The organism is Mesorhizobium sp. LHD-90, from assembly GCF_030929505.1.
In the GTDB taxonomy this organism is placed as follows: Bacteria; Pseudomonadota; Alphaproteobacteria; order Rhizobiales; family Rhizobiaceae; genus Kumtagia.
Map to the genome: position 1 here is coordinate 60,569 of NZ_JAVFVV010000015.1, position 14,945 is coordinate 75,513.

A 14,945-nucleotide genomic window follows, 5' to 3' on the forward strand; every position below is an offset into this window, starting at 1 on the left:
AACCTCTGGTAACGCTTGTTGCGATGACCCTGCTCGGGCAGTCCGCAGTGGCACAAGACACCGCCGCGACGGCGGATCACCCCTATGTCGGCATGTGGGTCACCCAAGATGGCAATATCCGCCACGAACTGCTGCCCAACCACCGCTACATCGAGGCGCGCGGCAGCCGCGAGCGCGCCTATGAGGGGCGCTACGAGGTGACCGGCACCCATATCGAATACTGGGACGATACCGGCTTCACCGCGGACGGCGATTTCATCGACGGCGTGCTCCACCATGCGGGCATGATCCTCTACCGGCGGTAGATCCAGTCGGGCTGCCGGATCGTCGGATGGAGGTATCGTCCGTCAGAGCCTCGTGTCATCGCCGCGGCCGCAGCCGCTGATGGAGCCCGCCTTCCTCGACCGTCAGCAATACCTGCCGATCCGGCTTGGCGAATGGACGGAAGTACGGATACTGTTGGCGCCGCGGGGTGAGCAGCGAGGCAGACCATGGTCACCGGCGGCTGTCATTGCGGAGCGGTGCGCTATTCGATTGGCGGCGAAGCCTTGCGCAGCGCGCTGTGCGCGTGCGCCGACTGCCGCCGCTCGGCGGGCGCGCCGGCCGTTTCATGGGCACTGTTTGCGCGCGATGCGGTGGCGATCGACGGCGATCCGGCGACCTACAACAGTTCGGGCGACGTGCGGCGCAGCTTCTGCGGCCGGTGCGGCACGGGACTGTTTTTCGAGAGCGACACGAGGTTGCCCGACATGATCAATGTGCGGACGGCGACGCTCGATGATCCAGCAAAGATCGCGCCTCGCGCCTGGGTGCAGATGGCGGATGCGCCGGAGTGGCTGCATCATATCGACAGCCTGCCAAAGTTCGATCGATACTCCGGGCGCTGACTTCCATCGCACGCTGGCCGGGCGTGCACGGATTGCAGGCGCGGTCGCGTGCCCGGCTCGAAGGAGGCTTGCCATGCCGAAGATCAATGTCGCCGACGTTCCGAAGGTCAGGGGTTCGGGCTATCCGTCGCCGTTCGACGCACCGTGCGCCGAGCGCGTGCGGCAGCGGCTGGGCGATGCAGGCAGGTTGCGTGATTTCGGCGTCAATCTCATGCATCTGCCGCCGGGCAACTGGTCCTCACAGCGCCACTGGCATTCGCACGAGGACGAACTCGTATACGTACTGGAAGGCGAGCTGGTGCTTATCGAGGACGGCGGCGAAACCGTGCTGCGCGCCGGCGACTGCGCCGCCTTCGCGAAAAACAGCGGCAACGGCCATCACATGATCAACCGGTCGGGCGCAATGGCTGTCTATCTCGAGGTCGGCTCGCGTGCGCCGGCCGACGTGACCATATGCTCCGACATCGACATGATGAGCACGAATGCCGACGGACGGTTCGTCCACAAGAACGGCGAACCCTATTCGTAGCAGAGCAGTATTGTCGCCCATCAGCACCCTCGAAGGCCCTGCCCTGCCGTTTCGGGCGGCGGCTCGGCACGCGGCCCGCATCAGGTTTCCGAGATGGGAGCAGCGGAAACTGGTGCCTTCGTCTTGGCGTGGCGCCAAGGAAGTAGTCCAGCGTAAAAATAGCTGAGCAATCTTTTCGCCTGCAATAGTATCCGCGATTTGCTGACGATGATATGCTTGGATTTTCAGATTACTTTATTAGGCCGCAGATGAGCTTGGGGGCTCGATGGACACTGTGGTGATCGGTGCCGGATGGGCAGGCCTGGGCGTCAGCTACGAACTGACGCGACGCGGTATCCCTCACATCGTTCTCGAGCGGGCGCGCATCGGCGAGACTTGGCGAACGCAACGATGGGACACGTTCCGGCTGAACACGACCACCGCCGACACGCTGATGCCGGGCGAGACCTACGACGGCCCCGACCCCGACGGCGCGCTGACGCAGACCGAATTCATCGCCCTGCTCGAAGACTACGCGCGCCGGCACAAGCTGCCCGTCGAGGAGGGGCGCGCGGTGACGGCGCTGTCGGCCGACGCGAACGGCGGCTTTGTGGTCGAGGCCGGCGGGCCGGCAATGCGCGCCCGCAATGTGGTGATCGCCAGCGGCAGCCTCAACCGTCCGCTGCCGCGCCCCGAGTGGGCGGCGCCCTTGCCGCTGCCGCAGATCGACGCCTGCGACTATCGCAGCGCCGGCAGCCTGCCGGCCGGGCCCGTGCTGGTGGTCGGCTCCGGCCAATCCGGAGCGCAGATCGCCTATGACCTGGCTTCTGCCGGCAAGTCCGTTTACCTGTCGACCGGCCGGGTCGGCCGCCTGATCCGCCGCTATCGCGACAAGGATACCTTGCGCTGGCTCGACGATAGCGGCTTCATGGACGTGACCCGTGCCGAACTGATCGCCGCGGCACCGGACGGCCGCCTGCCGGGCCGAGGCGTGATCGGCGCGACCCGTACGCTGTCTCTCCAGTTCCTGTCGGCCGAAGGCGTGATGCTGGCGGGCCGGCTGACCGGGCTTTCCGGCGGCCGGATGCTGACCTTCCGTGACGACGTCGCCGCCAATGTTCTGCTCGGCGACGAGGCGTCGGCCCGCGTCAAGCATTGGATCGACGCCTATATCGAGCGGTCGGGTATCGATGCGCCGCCGGCCGAGGAGGATCCGGCTGAAACGGTCGCGCCGCGCCTGCCCGATCCGCCGGTCCTTGCGCTCGAAGCGTCGAGCCTTGGCTGCATCGTCTGGTGCACCGGCTTTCGCGGCGACTACGGCTATGTCGACATAGCCGGGGTGCTCGACGGGAGCGGCCAGCCGATCCACGTCGATGGCGCGGGAACCGTGCCGGGCCTGTATTTTGCCGGCCTCGATTTCGGCATCACCCGCAAGTCGGGAACGATCAGGGCAGTCAACGAAGAGTCGACCCGCTTCGCCACGCTGATCGCCGAAAGGCTCGCCGCGGATCGGTAATTGAAGCTGTCCACCGGCGTTCGCGCTTGCTCACGCGCCGTACTGCTCGTCGCTCACCTTTTCCAGCCAGTCCACTGACTTGCCGTCGAGCGCTTCCTGCATGGCGATGTGGGTCATGGCGGTCTTCGGCCCGGCGCCGTGCCAGTGTTTTTCGCCGGGCGGGAAGAACACCGTGTCGCCGGCTCTGATCTCGCGGATCGGCTCGCCCCAGACCTGCGCCCGTCCCGCGCCGGACACGACGTAAAGCGTCTGGCCGAGCGGATGGGTGTGCCAGGCTGTGCGCGCGCCGGGCTCGAACGCGACGGTGAGCGCCCGCAGCCGCGCCGGCGCCTCCGCCTCGACGATCGGCGTCTGCAGGACCTTGCCGGTGAAATAGCTTTCCGGGGCATAGACGGTGGCGGCGCCGCCGCAAGGGGTGATCTTCATCGAAGCCTGCCTGTGTTTGGCGTTGCACCGTCGGCGTCGCCGACCAGGACGCGAGGCCGGCTGCGGCCCGTCGGCTGTTCGGCTGCCGCGGCAGGGTACAGAAAAACGCGTCCGAACACCATGCTGGACAAGTTCGCCTGGAGAGGCGATGATGAACGAGTCCGCCTCATGGGGCAGTGAGGATGGACGGGGCAAACTCGCAACCTGATCGATTGGGGATTGAGCCCATGCCTCCTGCTGCCCGCCTCACAGACATGCATGTCTGCCCGATGCAGACGCCCGCCGTCGTTCCGATCCCGCATGTCGGGGGGCCGATCGTCGCGCCCGGCGCGCCGACGGTGCTGATCGGCAATCTTCCCGCCGCCCGCATCACTGACATGTGCATTTGCGTCGGCCCGCCGGACGTGATCGTGCGCGGCTCGGCTGGCGTCTACATCCTTGGCCTGAATGCTGCTCGGATCGGTGACAACACCGTCCATGGCGGCGTCATCGTGCAGGGCTGGCCGACCGTCCTCATCGGCGAGATCGGCGTGGTGTCGCCGCAGATGCCGAGCATGCCGGCCATTCCCGGCGTGCCGATGCCGGATATACCGGTGCCGGCGATGCCTGCATTGCCGGACGCACCCTCGATCCCGGCGCCGGAAACCGCGCTGCTGGCCACGATGGCCAAGGCGGCGCTCGACCTCAAGCCGCCGCCGCTGCCCGAAATGCCGGCCGTGCCCGATGCCGCTTCTCTTGCTGCCGCCGCGCCACCCGATCCGCCCGACCTGCCGGTGGTGATGGAGGCGATCGCCAAGGCCGTTCCGGCGGCGGCGCAGGCGATCGAGAAGGTCAAGGCCCTGCCCGCCTCGCCGTTCGCCGATCACGCCATGCCGGCGCTGAACGCACTGGACGCCGCGCTGGCGGGCCTGCCGCCCGGGCTGGTGCCGCCCGAGGTTCAAAAGGCCCTTGCCGAGTTGAAGCAGGGGCTGGCCGAGGCCCAGCAGGCCTATGACGAGGCCGCGGCGCGCGTCGCCGAGCTGATGGCGAAGGCGCAGCAGAAGGTCGATGAGTTGAAGCAGCGCTACAACGAGCTGCTGGCCGAGAAGAAGAAGATCGAGGACCGCATCGCCAAGGCGAAAGCCGAGGCCCAGAAAAGACTGCAGGAAGCCCGCGACAGATACGAGGCGGCGAAGGCGAAGTACGAAGAGGCGAAAGCCGAATACGAGGCCAGGAAGGCCGAGTTCGAACAGAAGAAGGCGGAACTGAAAAAACACGTCGACGACGCCAAGAAGCTCGGCAAGGAATTGTCGAAGCAGGCGCGCGAATGGGCCGACAAGAAGCCGCCGGCGTTGCCGTCGCTGCCGAAACTGCCCTCCTTCCGCTGACGACCGCGATCCCGGGGCAACCGGCGTCACACCATGATACCAAAACAAAACCGGCAGGCGTCGCCGCCTGCCGGTTTTTTAGTGATCGGTCGAAGGGGACTATTCCTTCGCGTGCAGGTCGGTGCCCAGCGTATCGCGCACGAAGATCATGCCTATGACCAGCGACATGGCCGAGATCGCGATCGGGTACCAGAGGCCGTAATAGATGTCGCCAGCCGCGGCACTCATGGCGAAGACGGTCGCCGGCAGCAGGCCGCCGAACCAGCCGTTGCCGATGTGATAGGGCAGCGACATGCCGGTGTAGCGGATGCGGGTCGGGAACATCTCGACCAGGATCGCCGCGATCGGCCCGTAGACCATGGTCACGTAGAGGACCAGGATGAACAGGATGCCGATGATCATCGGCCAGTTCACCTGGGCGGGATCGGCGATCATCTTGAAGGCGCCGGCGCCCGGAACCGAGAAGACGGCGACTTCCGTTGCGCCGGCGGCTTCCTCGGCAGTGACCAGCTTGTCCTTGATCGCCTGTTCGACCGGAACCATCGTCTTGTCGCCGGCGCGGATCGCCGCGGCGTCGAGCGCCAGCTTCGGATTGGCCGCGACCAGCGCGTCGAGTTTCTGGTCGGCGACCTTCACCGGATCGCGGATCAGCGGATAGCCGTTCTCCTTGAGCGCGTTCAGCACGGCCTTGGAGAATGCCGCGTCCTTGGCCTTGGCTTCCTCGCCCGCAGCGACGGCGTCGAACGAGGTGATCGTCTCGCCGCCGATGGCGACCGTTGCCGGCGTGCCGGGAGCGGCCGTCGCCACGACGTCAAACGGGACCGAGTTGCGGGTCAGGAACGAGGTGGCGATGTCGCAAGAGGTGGTGAACTTCGCCGTGCCGGTCGGGTTGAACTGGAACCGGCAATCTCCCGGGGCGGCCGTCACCGTTGCCCGCACGTCCTGTTGGGCGGTGGCCAGCGCCGGATTGGCGGCCCAGGTCAGCGCCTTGAACAGCGGGAAGTAGGTGACGATGGCAAGCGCCAGGCCGACCATGATGATCGGCTTGCGGCCGACCTTGTCCGAGAGCCAGCCGAAGAACACGAAGAATGGCGTACCGATGGCAAGCGAGATGGCGATCATCACGTTCACCGAGAAGGCGTCGACCTTGAGCACGTTCTGCAGGAAGAACAGGGCGTAGAACTGGCCGGAATACCAGACGACGGCCTGGCCGGCGGTGAGGCCGAGCAGCGCCAGCAGCGCGATCTTCGCGTTCTTCCACTGGCCGAAAGCCTCCTTCAGCGGCGCCTTGGAGCCCTTGCCCTCGTCCTTCATGCGCTGGAAGGTCGGCGATTCGTTGAGCGACAGCCGTATCCACACCGAGATGCCGAGCAACACCACCGAGACCAGGAACGGAATGCGCCAGCCCCAGGCCTTGAACGCGTCCGGCCCCATCCACGTCTGGATCGCCAGGATGACGAGCAGCGACAGGAACAGGCCGAGCGTCGCCGTGGTCTGGATCCAGGAGGTGTAGTAGCCGCGGCGGTCGTCCGGCGCGTGCTCGGCGACATAGGTCGCAGCTCCGCCATATTCGCCGCCGAGCGCCAGGCCCTGCAACATGCGCAGCCCGATGAGGATGATCGGGGCGGCGATGCCGATCGCCGCCGAACCGGGCAGCAGACCGACCAGGAAGGTCGACAGGCCCATGATCAGGATGGTGATGAGGAAGGTGTATTTGCGGCCGACCAGGTCGCCGATGCGACCGAACACCAGCGCGCCGAAGGGACGGACCAGGAAGCCCGCCGCGAAGGCGAGCAGCGCGAAGATGTTGCGCGTCGCTTCCGGATATTCACTGAAGAAGGCCGCGCCGATGAAGGCGGCGAGCGATCCGTAGAGATAGAAATCGTACCATTCGAAGACGGTACCCAGCGAGGAGGCGAAGATGACCTTCTTCTCCTCTCTGGTCATGCCGCGCCTCCTTGCGTCGGCCGTTCCTGCCATTGCCATCGTTGTCCTCCCTTGGCGATGCGCCGAATCCGGTCGCGACTCGCAGTCCCGTCCGGCTGGAGGAAAAAATGCCAGAAACAGCCCGCGAAAATGAGAGCGTCTTTAGGATTATGACTATGGGATTACGACTTTGGTAGCAGGAGTTTCGCGCCGTTATTTACGGGCACTGTCTCGGCGCATCCTCGACAACTGCAACAAGCGATGCCGGAGCCAGTATCCGAGCAATGTCGCGGCGCTGACGACTTCCCGGCCGGCAACCGGGGGCCAAAGCATGTCGCGCCTCATCTGCTTCAGTCTGCCGGGCCGGCGGTGGCGCCGGCCCGGATCGCCGAAAACGGTCAGGCGTCGAGCATCGGGCGCAGCACGCGCTCCTGCTTGCCGGCGAGATAACCGTTCTCGCGCAGCCATTTGGCGATGATCAGCTCGACCAGCGAGGAGACCGAACGGTGGTCTTCCTTGGCGGCGACGGTCAGCGCCTGCTTGATCTCCTGTTCGATGCGGAAGCCGAGGGGATGTGTCTTGGCCATATGTGGTCCCTTGTCGTGATGGCCGGCGAAAACCCGTGTCAGACGGAGCGCGGCCCTGGAGTAAGATGCTTGGAAAAGAAAGAACCGGCGTCGCCCGGGCGACAGGCCGGCATCGGCCGTCAGGCGGTGGGCGCCGGAGGACCGCGGGCCTGCATCCCCGCCAGTTCGGGTCGCTCGCCATGAGCTCGCGACAGGCTCAGCCCGAGCGCCAGCCGCGGGCCGTATCCCGTCGCATAGGGCTGGGGCGGCAGGCCGGAATGGTCGCCGGTTTCTGCCGCGTCGTGGCCGGGAGCGGGTCCGTCGGGATCGTCAAGCGCCGCGACGATACAGGCTTCGTGTCCCGCCGCACCGCCGATCGGATCGGTACTGAAGCCGGAGAACGAGCTTTCCGCGACATAGCGGAAGCCGGAGCGCCCCGACTGCTCGGAGGCCGACGGCGCCTCGCCTAATGCAATGACGGCGACAAGCCACAGCATCGCCCGGTAAAGGGCGGTCAGAAGGCGCTTGTTCGGTTGCTTGTCGCTACCTGCCATCGACCTGAGCTGCTTCGTCCTGATTCCCCGCAATTTCGGGGAGCCCTACCCATACGCGTTGATGGCTGTCGTGATCAACGTTGCGGAGATCATACAAAGTAGGAGCATTGCTTTGCCGGCGCAAGCCGGGGTTTTTCCTTGCCCTCCCGCCAAATCGGTGTGACGATGCTTTCAGGCAGGCGGCAGTCCAAAAATGCCCCGCCCGCGACGGTCGCAAGGCCGGCCGCCGCTCGGAAGCCCCGTAACGGGTGGAAACGCTAGAGTGGAGGTCAGCCATGGGAACACGCGCCGGAGGCAGGCGTACGGGACCGAAGTGCATCGCCATTGTCGGTCCCTTTGCCAGCGGAAAGACTACTCTTCTTGAAGCCATCGTCGCGCGCGCCGGCGCCATTCCCCGCCAGAATCCGGTCGGGTCCGGCAGTTCGGTCGGAGACAGTTCGCCTGAAGCCCGCGCCCACGCCATGAGCGTCGAAACCACCGTCGCCACGGTCGATTTCATGGGCGAGCAGATCACCTTCATCGATTGCCCCGGCTCGGTCGAGTTCGCCTTCGAGGCGCAGCCCGTGCTTGCCGCCTGTGACGCCGCCATTGTGGTCACCGAGAACGACGAGAAGAAGATCCCGGCGCTGCAACTGATCATGCGCAAGCTGGACGATCTCGGCATTCCCCGCATCCTCTTCCTCAACAAGATCGACAAGTCTTCCGCCGGCGTGCGCGACACGCTGAAACTCCTGCAGCCGGTGAGCGAGACGCCGCTGCTGCTGCGCCAGATCCCACTGCGACGCGACGGCATCGTCGTCGGCGCCATCGATCTGGCGCTGGAGCGCGCCTATGTCTGGCGCGAGCACGCCGCGAGCGAAGTGACCGAAATTCCCGACGACGAGAAGGGCCGCGAGGTCGAGGCGCGCTTTTCCATGCTGGAGACGCTGGCCGACCACGACGACCATCTGATGGAGCAGTTGCTGGAAGAAGTTGCGCCGCCGCAGGACGAGGTGTTCGACGACCTTGCCGCCGATCTGCGCGAAGGCAACGTGACCCCGGTTCTGATCGGCACGGCCGAAAAGGGCAACGGCGTGCTGCGGCTGCTGAAGACCATCCGCCACGACGTTGCCGACGTCGAATCCACCCGCAGGCGCCTTGGCGTCGCCGACAATGCCGGGCCGCTGGTGCAGGTGATGAAGACCATCCACACGCCCCACGGGGGAAAATTGTCGGTCGCCCGCATCCTGTCCGGATCAGTCAATGACGGCACCGAGTTGACGCTGCCGGACGGCGGAACGGCACGGATATCCGGCATCTACCGGCTGCTCGGCAAGGACCAGGCCAAGCAGGCCTCGGCCGGGCCCGGCGACACGGTGGCGCTGGGCAAGCTGGAGGGCGCGCGCACCGGCCAGACGCTGGGCGCGGGCAAGAGCGCGGCGGTGCAACTCTTCACCGACGAAGCGCCGCAGCCGGTCTTCGCCATCGCGCTGCGCCCCAGGGAGCGCAAGGACGATGTGAAGATGTCGGCGGCGATCCAGCGGCTGGCGGAGGAGGATCCGTCGCTTTCAGTCAGGCACCAGGATACCGGCGAGACCATCGTTTCCGGCCATGGCGAGATGCATCTGCGTGTCACGGTCGAGCGGCTGGACGGCAAGAACCAGATCGCGGTCGAGCAGTCAGCGCCGGGCGTGCCCTACCGCGAGACCATCCGCAAGGCAGCGCAGCAGCGCGGCCGCCACAAGAAGCAGTCGGGCGGCCACGGCCAGTTCGGCGACGTGGTGATCGAGATAAAGCCGCTGCCGCGCGGCACCGGCTTCCAGTTCAGCGACACAATCACCGGCGGCGTGGTGCCAAAAACCTACATCCAGTCGGTAGAGACCGGCGTGCGCGATTTCCTGAAGACCGGTCCGCTCGGTTTTCCCGTGGTCGACGTGGCGGTGAACCTGTCGGACGGCTCGTACCATTCGGTCGATTCCTCCGACATGGCGTTCCAGATGGCGGCGAAGCTGGCCATGAAGGAGGGTATGCCGGCCTGCTCGCCGGTGCTGCTGGAGCCGATCATGAAGGTGCAGATCTTCACGCCGTCCGAGGCCACGGCGAAGATCACCGGCATCGTGCCGCAGCGGCGTGGCCAGATCCTCGGCTACGATGCCCGCCCCGGCTGGAAGGGCTGGGACGTGGTCGAGGCAACCATGCCGCAGTCGGAGATCGGCAACCTGATCGTCGAGCTGCGCTCGGCCACGGCCGGCGTGGCCAGCTATCAGGCGAGTTTCGACCACATGGCCGAACTCACCGGGCGGCTGGCCGACGAGGTGATGAACAACGCGCGCAGCCGGGCGGCATGACGCTACCGGGCGCGCGAAACCTCGCGCGCCCGGCGTCGAGCCGGCACCATCTGCGTGTGCCCCTTCCAGGCCGCGAAGGAAACCTGGCGACGTCAGGATGTGAAGACCGGCCGGGCGAGCCTCACAGCCGTGAAGCTTGCGGAGAGGCGGCGTCTCCATTGCGTCGGCCGGATGCTGCGCGCGCCCGCGCCTCCTCGCACGGCCTGAACCGGAAGGGGCTGGTATCGGCCTTGACCTGCGCCGCCGTCATGCACACCGGCAGACCTGCTTTGGCGGCGCTCTCGGGCAGCAGGGCCTCATCCTCGAAATTCTGGTAAGGAAACATGCTCTCCGCGGTCCAGTCCGGATTGAGTTGCAGCACCTTGGCGGCCGCCTCGGCCGCCTCCGTCTTCTTTCCGAGCCGCGCTGCGGTCATCGCGACATAGGCGGCCTGATTGGGCGACACGCCGGCCTGCTTTGCGAATTCGTAGGCCTTGTCGAACCGCCTCGCCGCGAAATAGGCTTGGGCGATGGGGAAGTTCCACCAGGGCGGATGGCGCGGGCTAAGCTTTTGCGCACGATCGACCAGTTCGATGGCCCGGTCCGTTTGCCAGCCACCCCAGGCCCAGACCAGGCACATCAGATTGTCCGCGTTGTTGGGATTGAGTTGAAGGGCTCGCTCCTTGAAGCGCCCTTCCCCCTCAAAGTCACCCTCGTTGGCACGAGCCACCCCCATCTGGAAATTTGCGCTCGCATCGTTCGGCTCCAAGGCATATGCCTTTTCGGCATACGTCCTGTGAAGGCCAACGGCAGCCGCGTAATCGACGCCCGAGCCAAGGTCCAACTCGACCGAGTAGCTGACCGCCATGTCGCGTAGCAGCGGCATGAAGTCCGGGGCGAGCTTCAATCCCTTCTCGAAATACACCCGTCCCTGGGTCAGGCCTTGGGGAGTCATCTTGTGCTTGGCCTCGGTTCCGAGCAGCCAGTAGTCGCTTGCGTCGAGATCGGCCGCATTCTTGCGCCGCGCCAGGGCACGTTCGGCCTCCACGATCTGCCCCTGCCAGCCGGTCAGCGTGACCGCGATCTTTTCCGTGATCTCGTCCTGGATCGGGAAGAACTCGGCGGCGTCCCGGTCATAGCGTTCCGACCAGACATGCACGCCGGTTCTCGTGTCGATGAGCTGAGCCGTCACGCGCGTGCGGTAGCCGTCGACCTGCAGGCTGCCTTCCAGCACATAGTCCGCGTTGAGCGCCCTGCCGACCTCGCGCACGTCATAGGCCTTGCCTCTATAGACCTCGGTCGACGTACGGGCGACGACCGGAACATCGCGGAAACGCGCCAGATCGGTGATGATGTCCTCGGTGAGGCCGTCGGCGAGCCGGTCCCAACTTCTGACTTCGCTGAGATTCTGGAAAGGCAGCACGGCGATGACCGGAGGCTCGGCGCCAGGCTTTTCCGTCGGCCACAGGTAAACACCCGCCAGCGCGGCCAGCACCGTCGCGCCGGCGGCAAGCGCTATCCAACGCCGGCGTGGCAGCGTCCAGGCCCGTTCCGTCCGCACCGGCTCGAGCACATAGCCGCGCTTGTGAACCGTCTTGACAATCTCATGCGCTTCGTCGCCGAGCGCCTTGCGGATTTCCTTGATGCATTGGACCAGGCTGTCGTCGGTGACCGCGATCGATCCCCATACCGCCTGCACCAGTTCATCCTTGCCGACGAGTTGACCGGGTCGCGCGGCCAGCACCTTCAGCACTTCCGCCGCCTGCGCCCGCAGCGTGATCTTGTGTCCGGCCGCGTCCGCAACGGTCCCGCGCTGAAGATCGACCGTGCGGTCGTTAAGGCGAAGCAGCGCGTGCGCCGGGCTGTCCATCGAAGTGCTCCCCCTGAGGGTGAGGCTACCCAAGACTTCTGTATCTCAAGTTACTCCAAAGTCTGTCGCCCCGCCAGTATCCGGAAAAATTCTCGCCGATCATCGGGAAAATTTCGTCTGGTTTCATTTGCCGATCGCACGGTTTTCATTACCGGCCGCGTCGCCGAGCGCACGCTTTTCTTCGGCCGCACCAACGTATCGAACGGAGAGGAGCCATGATCGAACTCATCATTGCAGCATGCCTTGCGACAGGCGAGTGTAAGGAAAGCCGGTTGACCTACGACGCGCGCGACGTTTCGCTGATGACATGCATCGTAGCCGGCCAGGCCGAGGTCGCCCGTTGGCAGCAGCGGCACCCCATATGGCGGATAAAGCGCTGGCGCTGCGGTGTCGCCCGGCAAGATGGTTGGGCTCTCTGAGCCCGTGGCCAAATCGTCATGAAACCGATGGAAAGGCGGGCGCGTAGTCCCTGGCGGCAGGCGGCCGACACTTAGGCGGTTGCCTTGCCTATGCTCGCTGGACCCGGTCGGTGTCATACGACCATCGTGCCGCGGACATGATCCACACGATCTCGTGACAGGCGGAAAAATCCGATCCTCTGTAACGTTTCTACCTTGCCGCGCGAACAGCAGGATGAGGCCGGCCGAGCCGGCTTCCGTCGGCATCGCGCCGACGCCGCGCCCGTCCCAGGAGGATTTCCCATGGCCTTTTCGATCCATCGCCGCCCGTCCTGGGCTATTCCGGAATCGCAGGCGACGCCGGTATCCGCCTTCGTCAATCGCCGCGCGCTGCTGGCCGGCATGGGGCTCGGCCTCGCCGGAGCGACATTCGGTCTGACGCGAAAAACCCGCGCCGCGGACGCCGATCCTACCGGCGATCTCTATCCGGCCAAAAAGAACGAGGCTTTCAAGCTCGACCGAGAACTCACGCCTGAAGAGGTCAACGCCAACTACAACAATTTCTACGAGTACGGCACCTACAAGCAGGTCGCCGAGGCGGCGCAGGCGCTGAAGACCCGGCCGTGGGACATCGAGATCGGCGGACTGGTGGAAAAACCCTTCACCATCGCCTTCGACGATCTGGTGCGAAAGATCCCGCTGGAGACGCGCCTCTACCGCCACCGTTGCGTCGAGGCATGGTCGATGACCATTCCCTGGGCCGGTTTTCCCTTGAACAGACTGGTGGCACTGGCGAAACCGCAGGCCTCCGCGAAATACATCCGCTTCGAGACCTTTCTCGATCCCGAAATGGCGCCGGGCCAGAACGATTTTCTGTATCCCTGGCCATACGTCGAAGGCGTCACGGTCGAGGAAGCCGCCAACGACCTCGCCTTCGTGGTCACCGGCGCCTACGACAAGCCGGTGGCGAAACAGCATGGCGCGCCGATCCGGCTGGCGCTGCCGTGGAAATACGGTTTCAAGTCGATCAAGTCGATCCGCAAGTTCGACTTCGTCGAGGAGCGTCCCGTGGGCCTGTGGGAGGCGATCCAGCCGCAGGAATACGGCTTCTGGGCCAACGTCAATCCGGAAGTGCCGCATCCGCGCTGGAGCCAGGCGATGGAGCGCGTGCTGCACAGCGGCGAGTTCGTGCCGACGCAGCTCTACAATGGCTACGGCGCCGAGGTCGCCGGCCTCTACGCAAATCTCGGCAACGAGCGGCTGTTCATGTAGCGGGCGGGCACTGCCCAGAGTTGAGGCAGCCCGTCAGCTTGCCTCACCTTTTGGCGCAGGCCGAAACGTCGGCGGGTCTGGCCCCACGGATGAAGGTGCGCCGCAACATCAAACTTTTGCAATGCAACAGAAAATGCAGGAATTCCAATGCCCAAGAATCAAAAAAGCCGGATCTGAAAGACCCGGCTGAGTTGATTGGAAGCGCCTGTAACAGGCAAAACCTCCAGAGGGGAACACTCAAGGGCGCTAATGGGAGGAGGAACGCGCCCTGGAGATGGTCAATATATGTGCCCATCCTGCCCAAGAAACAAGCATGGTGTTTGCAAGGCACCCATGCAAAAACGATACCTCTGTGGTCCAATTTTACGGCGGCGTTCAATAGCACAGGATGACGTTGGGCATGCGTCAACGGTACTGCGAGCGAGGCGGATTTAGAGCGTGTCGCGCCCAATCGGGTTCATTCTGTTTCTCGTTTGGCGAGGCGAACCACGAGGAGGATGGCGCCGGTCGTGCTGGTGGCACGGCCAAGTCCATCCGACGACGTGGGCGCCCGCCAAACGGAAACCCGGAGGGCCGTGCCGGTTTGGGCCAAATCCATCGGGCTTTGTCTTGTCCGGGCCACCAGCCCGACCTGCGACGAAGCCCTCGACCTTGGCCCAAACCGTCACCGGCAGAATGAATCCGATTGAGTGCGACACGCTCTAGGGAGGCGCAGGCATTGCGAAAAGGCTCGGCGGCGGTTGGCAGCATCCTGTTCTTTCTCTGCGCGCCCTGCGTCGTCGCCGGGCTGATCCCGTTTCTGTTGACGGATCGCTACCGGATGCCGGTCTCGACGCAGCCGGCCTTTGTCATCGTCGCCGCTCTCCTCGTCGCCGCGGGACTAGCCCTACTGGTCCACGCCTTCGTGCGTTTTGTCGTCGAGGGATTGGGCACCCCGGCTCCGGTGGCGCCGACCGCGCGACTGGTCGTCGGCGGCGCCTACCGTCACGTCCGCAATCCGATGTATCTGGCTGTCCTGTCGATCATCCTCGGTCAGGCCCTGCTGTTCGGCTCGTTTTCGGTGGCCGTCTACGCAGTGGTGGTCGCGGCTGCGGTGGTGTCCTTCGTGCACTATTACGAGGAACCCGTGCTCGCGAAGCGCCACGGCGCCGAATACGAGACCTATCGCCGCGCCGTTCCCGGCTGGCTGCCGCGCCTCACGCCATGGCGGCAACCAACCGAGCGAACTTAGAGATCGCCCTGAAATGGCTCAGGGCGTGGCGAAAACGGTGGTTTGCGAGCACCGAAGCGGAGCGTACGTTAAGTACGTGAGCATCGGAGCGCAGCAAAACGCTGTTTGCAGCCCGCCC

General features: G+C 65.1%; 14 protein-coding genes. 9 read left to right on the plus strand and 5 right to left on the minus strand.

Annotation, left to right across the window (positions count from 1 at the left end):
• Positions 1 to 23 precede the first annotated feature (23 nt).
• The 4 genes from RB623_RS20680 to RB623_RS20695 all read left to right on the plus strand — a co-directional run bounded on the left by RB623_RS20680 (position 24) and on the right by RB623_RS20695 (position 2,911).
• Positions 24 to 305: an Atu4866 domain-containing protein gene (locus RB623_RS20680; RefSeq protein ID WP_374121722.1), complete on the plus strand. Its 282-nt coding sequence runs from the start codon at positions 24 to 26 to the stop codon at positions 303 to 305.
• Between the two features lie 186 nt (positions 306 to 491).
• Entirely contained in the window at positions 492 to 887 is a 396-nt protein-coding gene (locus tag RB623_RS20685) for a GFA family protein (RefSeq protein ID WP_308058851.1), read from the plus strand.
• A gap of 73 nt (positions 888 to 960) precedes the next feature.
• Complete coding sequence (locus RB623_RS20690; RefSeq protein ID WP_308058852.1) at positions 961 to 1,416, plus strand: cupin domain-containing protein; 456 nt, start codon at positions 961 to 963, stop codon at positions 1,414 to 1,416.
• Between the two features lie 265 nt (positions 1,417 to 1,681).
• Positions 1,682 to 2,911 carry an NAD(P)/FAD-dependent oxidoreductase gene (locus RB623_RS20695; protein WP_308058853.1) on the plus strand — a complete coding sequence of 410 codons (1,230 nt, stop codon included), beginning with the start codon at positions 1,682 to 1,684 and terminating at the stop codon, positions 2,909 to 2,911.
• 30 nt (positions 2,912 to 2,941) lie between these two features.
• Here RB623_RS20695 and RB623_RS20700 read toward each other — a convergent pair whose 3' ends face one another.
• Complete coding sequence (locus RB623_RS20700; RefSeq protein WP_308058854.1) at positions 2,942 to 3,337, minus strand: cupin domain-containing protein; 396 nt, start codon at positions 3,335 to 3,337, stop codon at positions 2,942 to 2,944.
• 227 nt (positions 3,338 to 3,564) lie between these two features.
• Between RB623_RS20700 and RB623_RS20705 the strand changes: the two genes are divergently transcribed.
• A complete protein-coding gene (locus tag RB623_RS20705; RefSeq protein ID WP_308058855.1) occupies positions 3,565 to 4,704 on the plus strand; it encodes a PAAR domain-containing protein in 1,140 nt (379 codons plus the stop codon).
• A 99-nt stretch (positions 4,705 to 4,803) separates the two neighbouring features.
• Here RB623_RS20705 and RB623_RS20710 read toward each other — a convergent pair whose 3' ends face one another.
• From RB623_RS20710 to RB623_RS20720, 3 genes are all read right to left on the minus strand, one after another.
• Positions 4,804 to 6,690: an MFS transporter gene (locus RB623_RS20710; RefSeq protein ID WP_308058856.1), complete on the minus strand. Its 1,887-nt coding sequence runs from the start codon at positions 6,688 to 6,690 to the stop codon at positions 4,804 to 4,806.
• Positions 6,691 to 7,028: 338 nt separating this feature from the next.
• Positions 7,029 to 7,217 carry a hypothetical protein gene (locus tag RB623_RS20715; RefSeq protein ID WP_308058857.1) on the minus strand — a complete coding sequence of 63 codons (189 nt, stop codon included), beginning with the start codon at positions 7,215 to 7,217 and terminating at the stop codon, positions 7,029 to 7,031.
• A 119-nt stretch (positions 7,218 to 7,336) separates the two neighbouring features.
• Positions 7,337 to 7,750: a hypothetical protein gene (locus tag RB623_RS20720; RefSeq protein WP_308058858.1), complete on the minus strand. Its 414-nt coding sequence runs from the start codon at positions 7,748 to 7,750 to the stop codon at positions 7,337 to 7,339.
• 275 nt (positions 7,751 to 8,025) lie between these two features.
• On the opposite strand from RB623_RS20720, the gene RB623_RS20725 reads away from it, so the two are divergent.
• Entirely contained in the window at positions 8,026 to 10,077 is a 2,052-nt protein-coding gene (locus RB623_RS20725; protein ID WP_308058859.1) for an elongation factor G, read from the plus strand.
• Positions 10,078 to 10,198: 121 nt separating this feature from the next.
• Here RB623_RS20725 and RB623_RS20730 read toward each other — a convergent pair whose 3' ends face one another.
• On the minus strand, positions 10,199 to 11,926 hold the full coding sequence (locus tag RB623_RS20730) for a winged helix-turn-helix domain-containing protein (RefSeq protein ID WP_308058860.1): 1,728 nt from the start codon (positions 11,924 to 11,926) through the stop codon (positions 10,199 to 10,201).
• A 215-nt stretch (positions 11,927 to 12,141) separates the two neighbouring features.
• On the opposite strand from RB623_RS20730, the gene RB623_RS20735 reads away from it, so the two are divergent.
• From RB623_RS20735 to RB623_RS20745, 3 genes are all read left to right on the plus strand, one after another.
• Entirely contained in the window at positions 12,142 to 12,345 is a 204-nt protein-coding gene (locus tag RB623_RS20735; protein ID WP_308058861.1) for a hypothetical protein, read from the plus strand.
• A 282-nt stretch (positions 12,346 to 12,627) separates the two neighbouring features.
• Entirely contained in the window at positions 12,628 to 13,596 is a 969-nt protein-coding gene (gene msrP / locus RB623_RS20740; protein ID WP_308058863.1) for a protein-methionine-sulfoxide reductase catalytic subunit MsrP, read from the plus strand.
• Positions 13,597 to 14,314: 718 nt separating this feature from the next.
• On the plus strand, positions 14,315 to 14,827 hold the full coding sequence (locus RB623_RS20745) for an isoprenylcysteine carboxylmethyltransferase family protein (protein WP_308058864.1): 513 nt from the start codon (positions 14,315 to 14,317) through the stop codon (positions 14,825 to 14,827).
• The last annotated feature ends 118 nt before the right edge of the window (positions 14,828 to 14,945 follow it).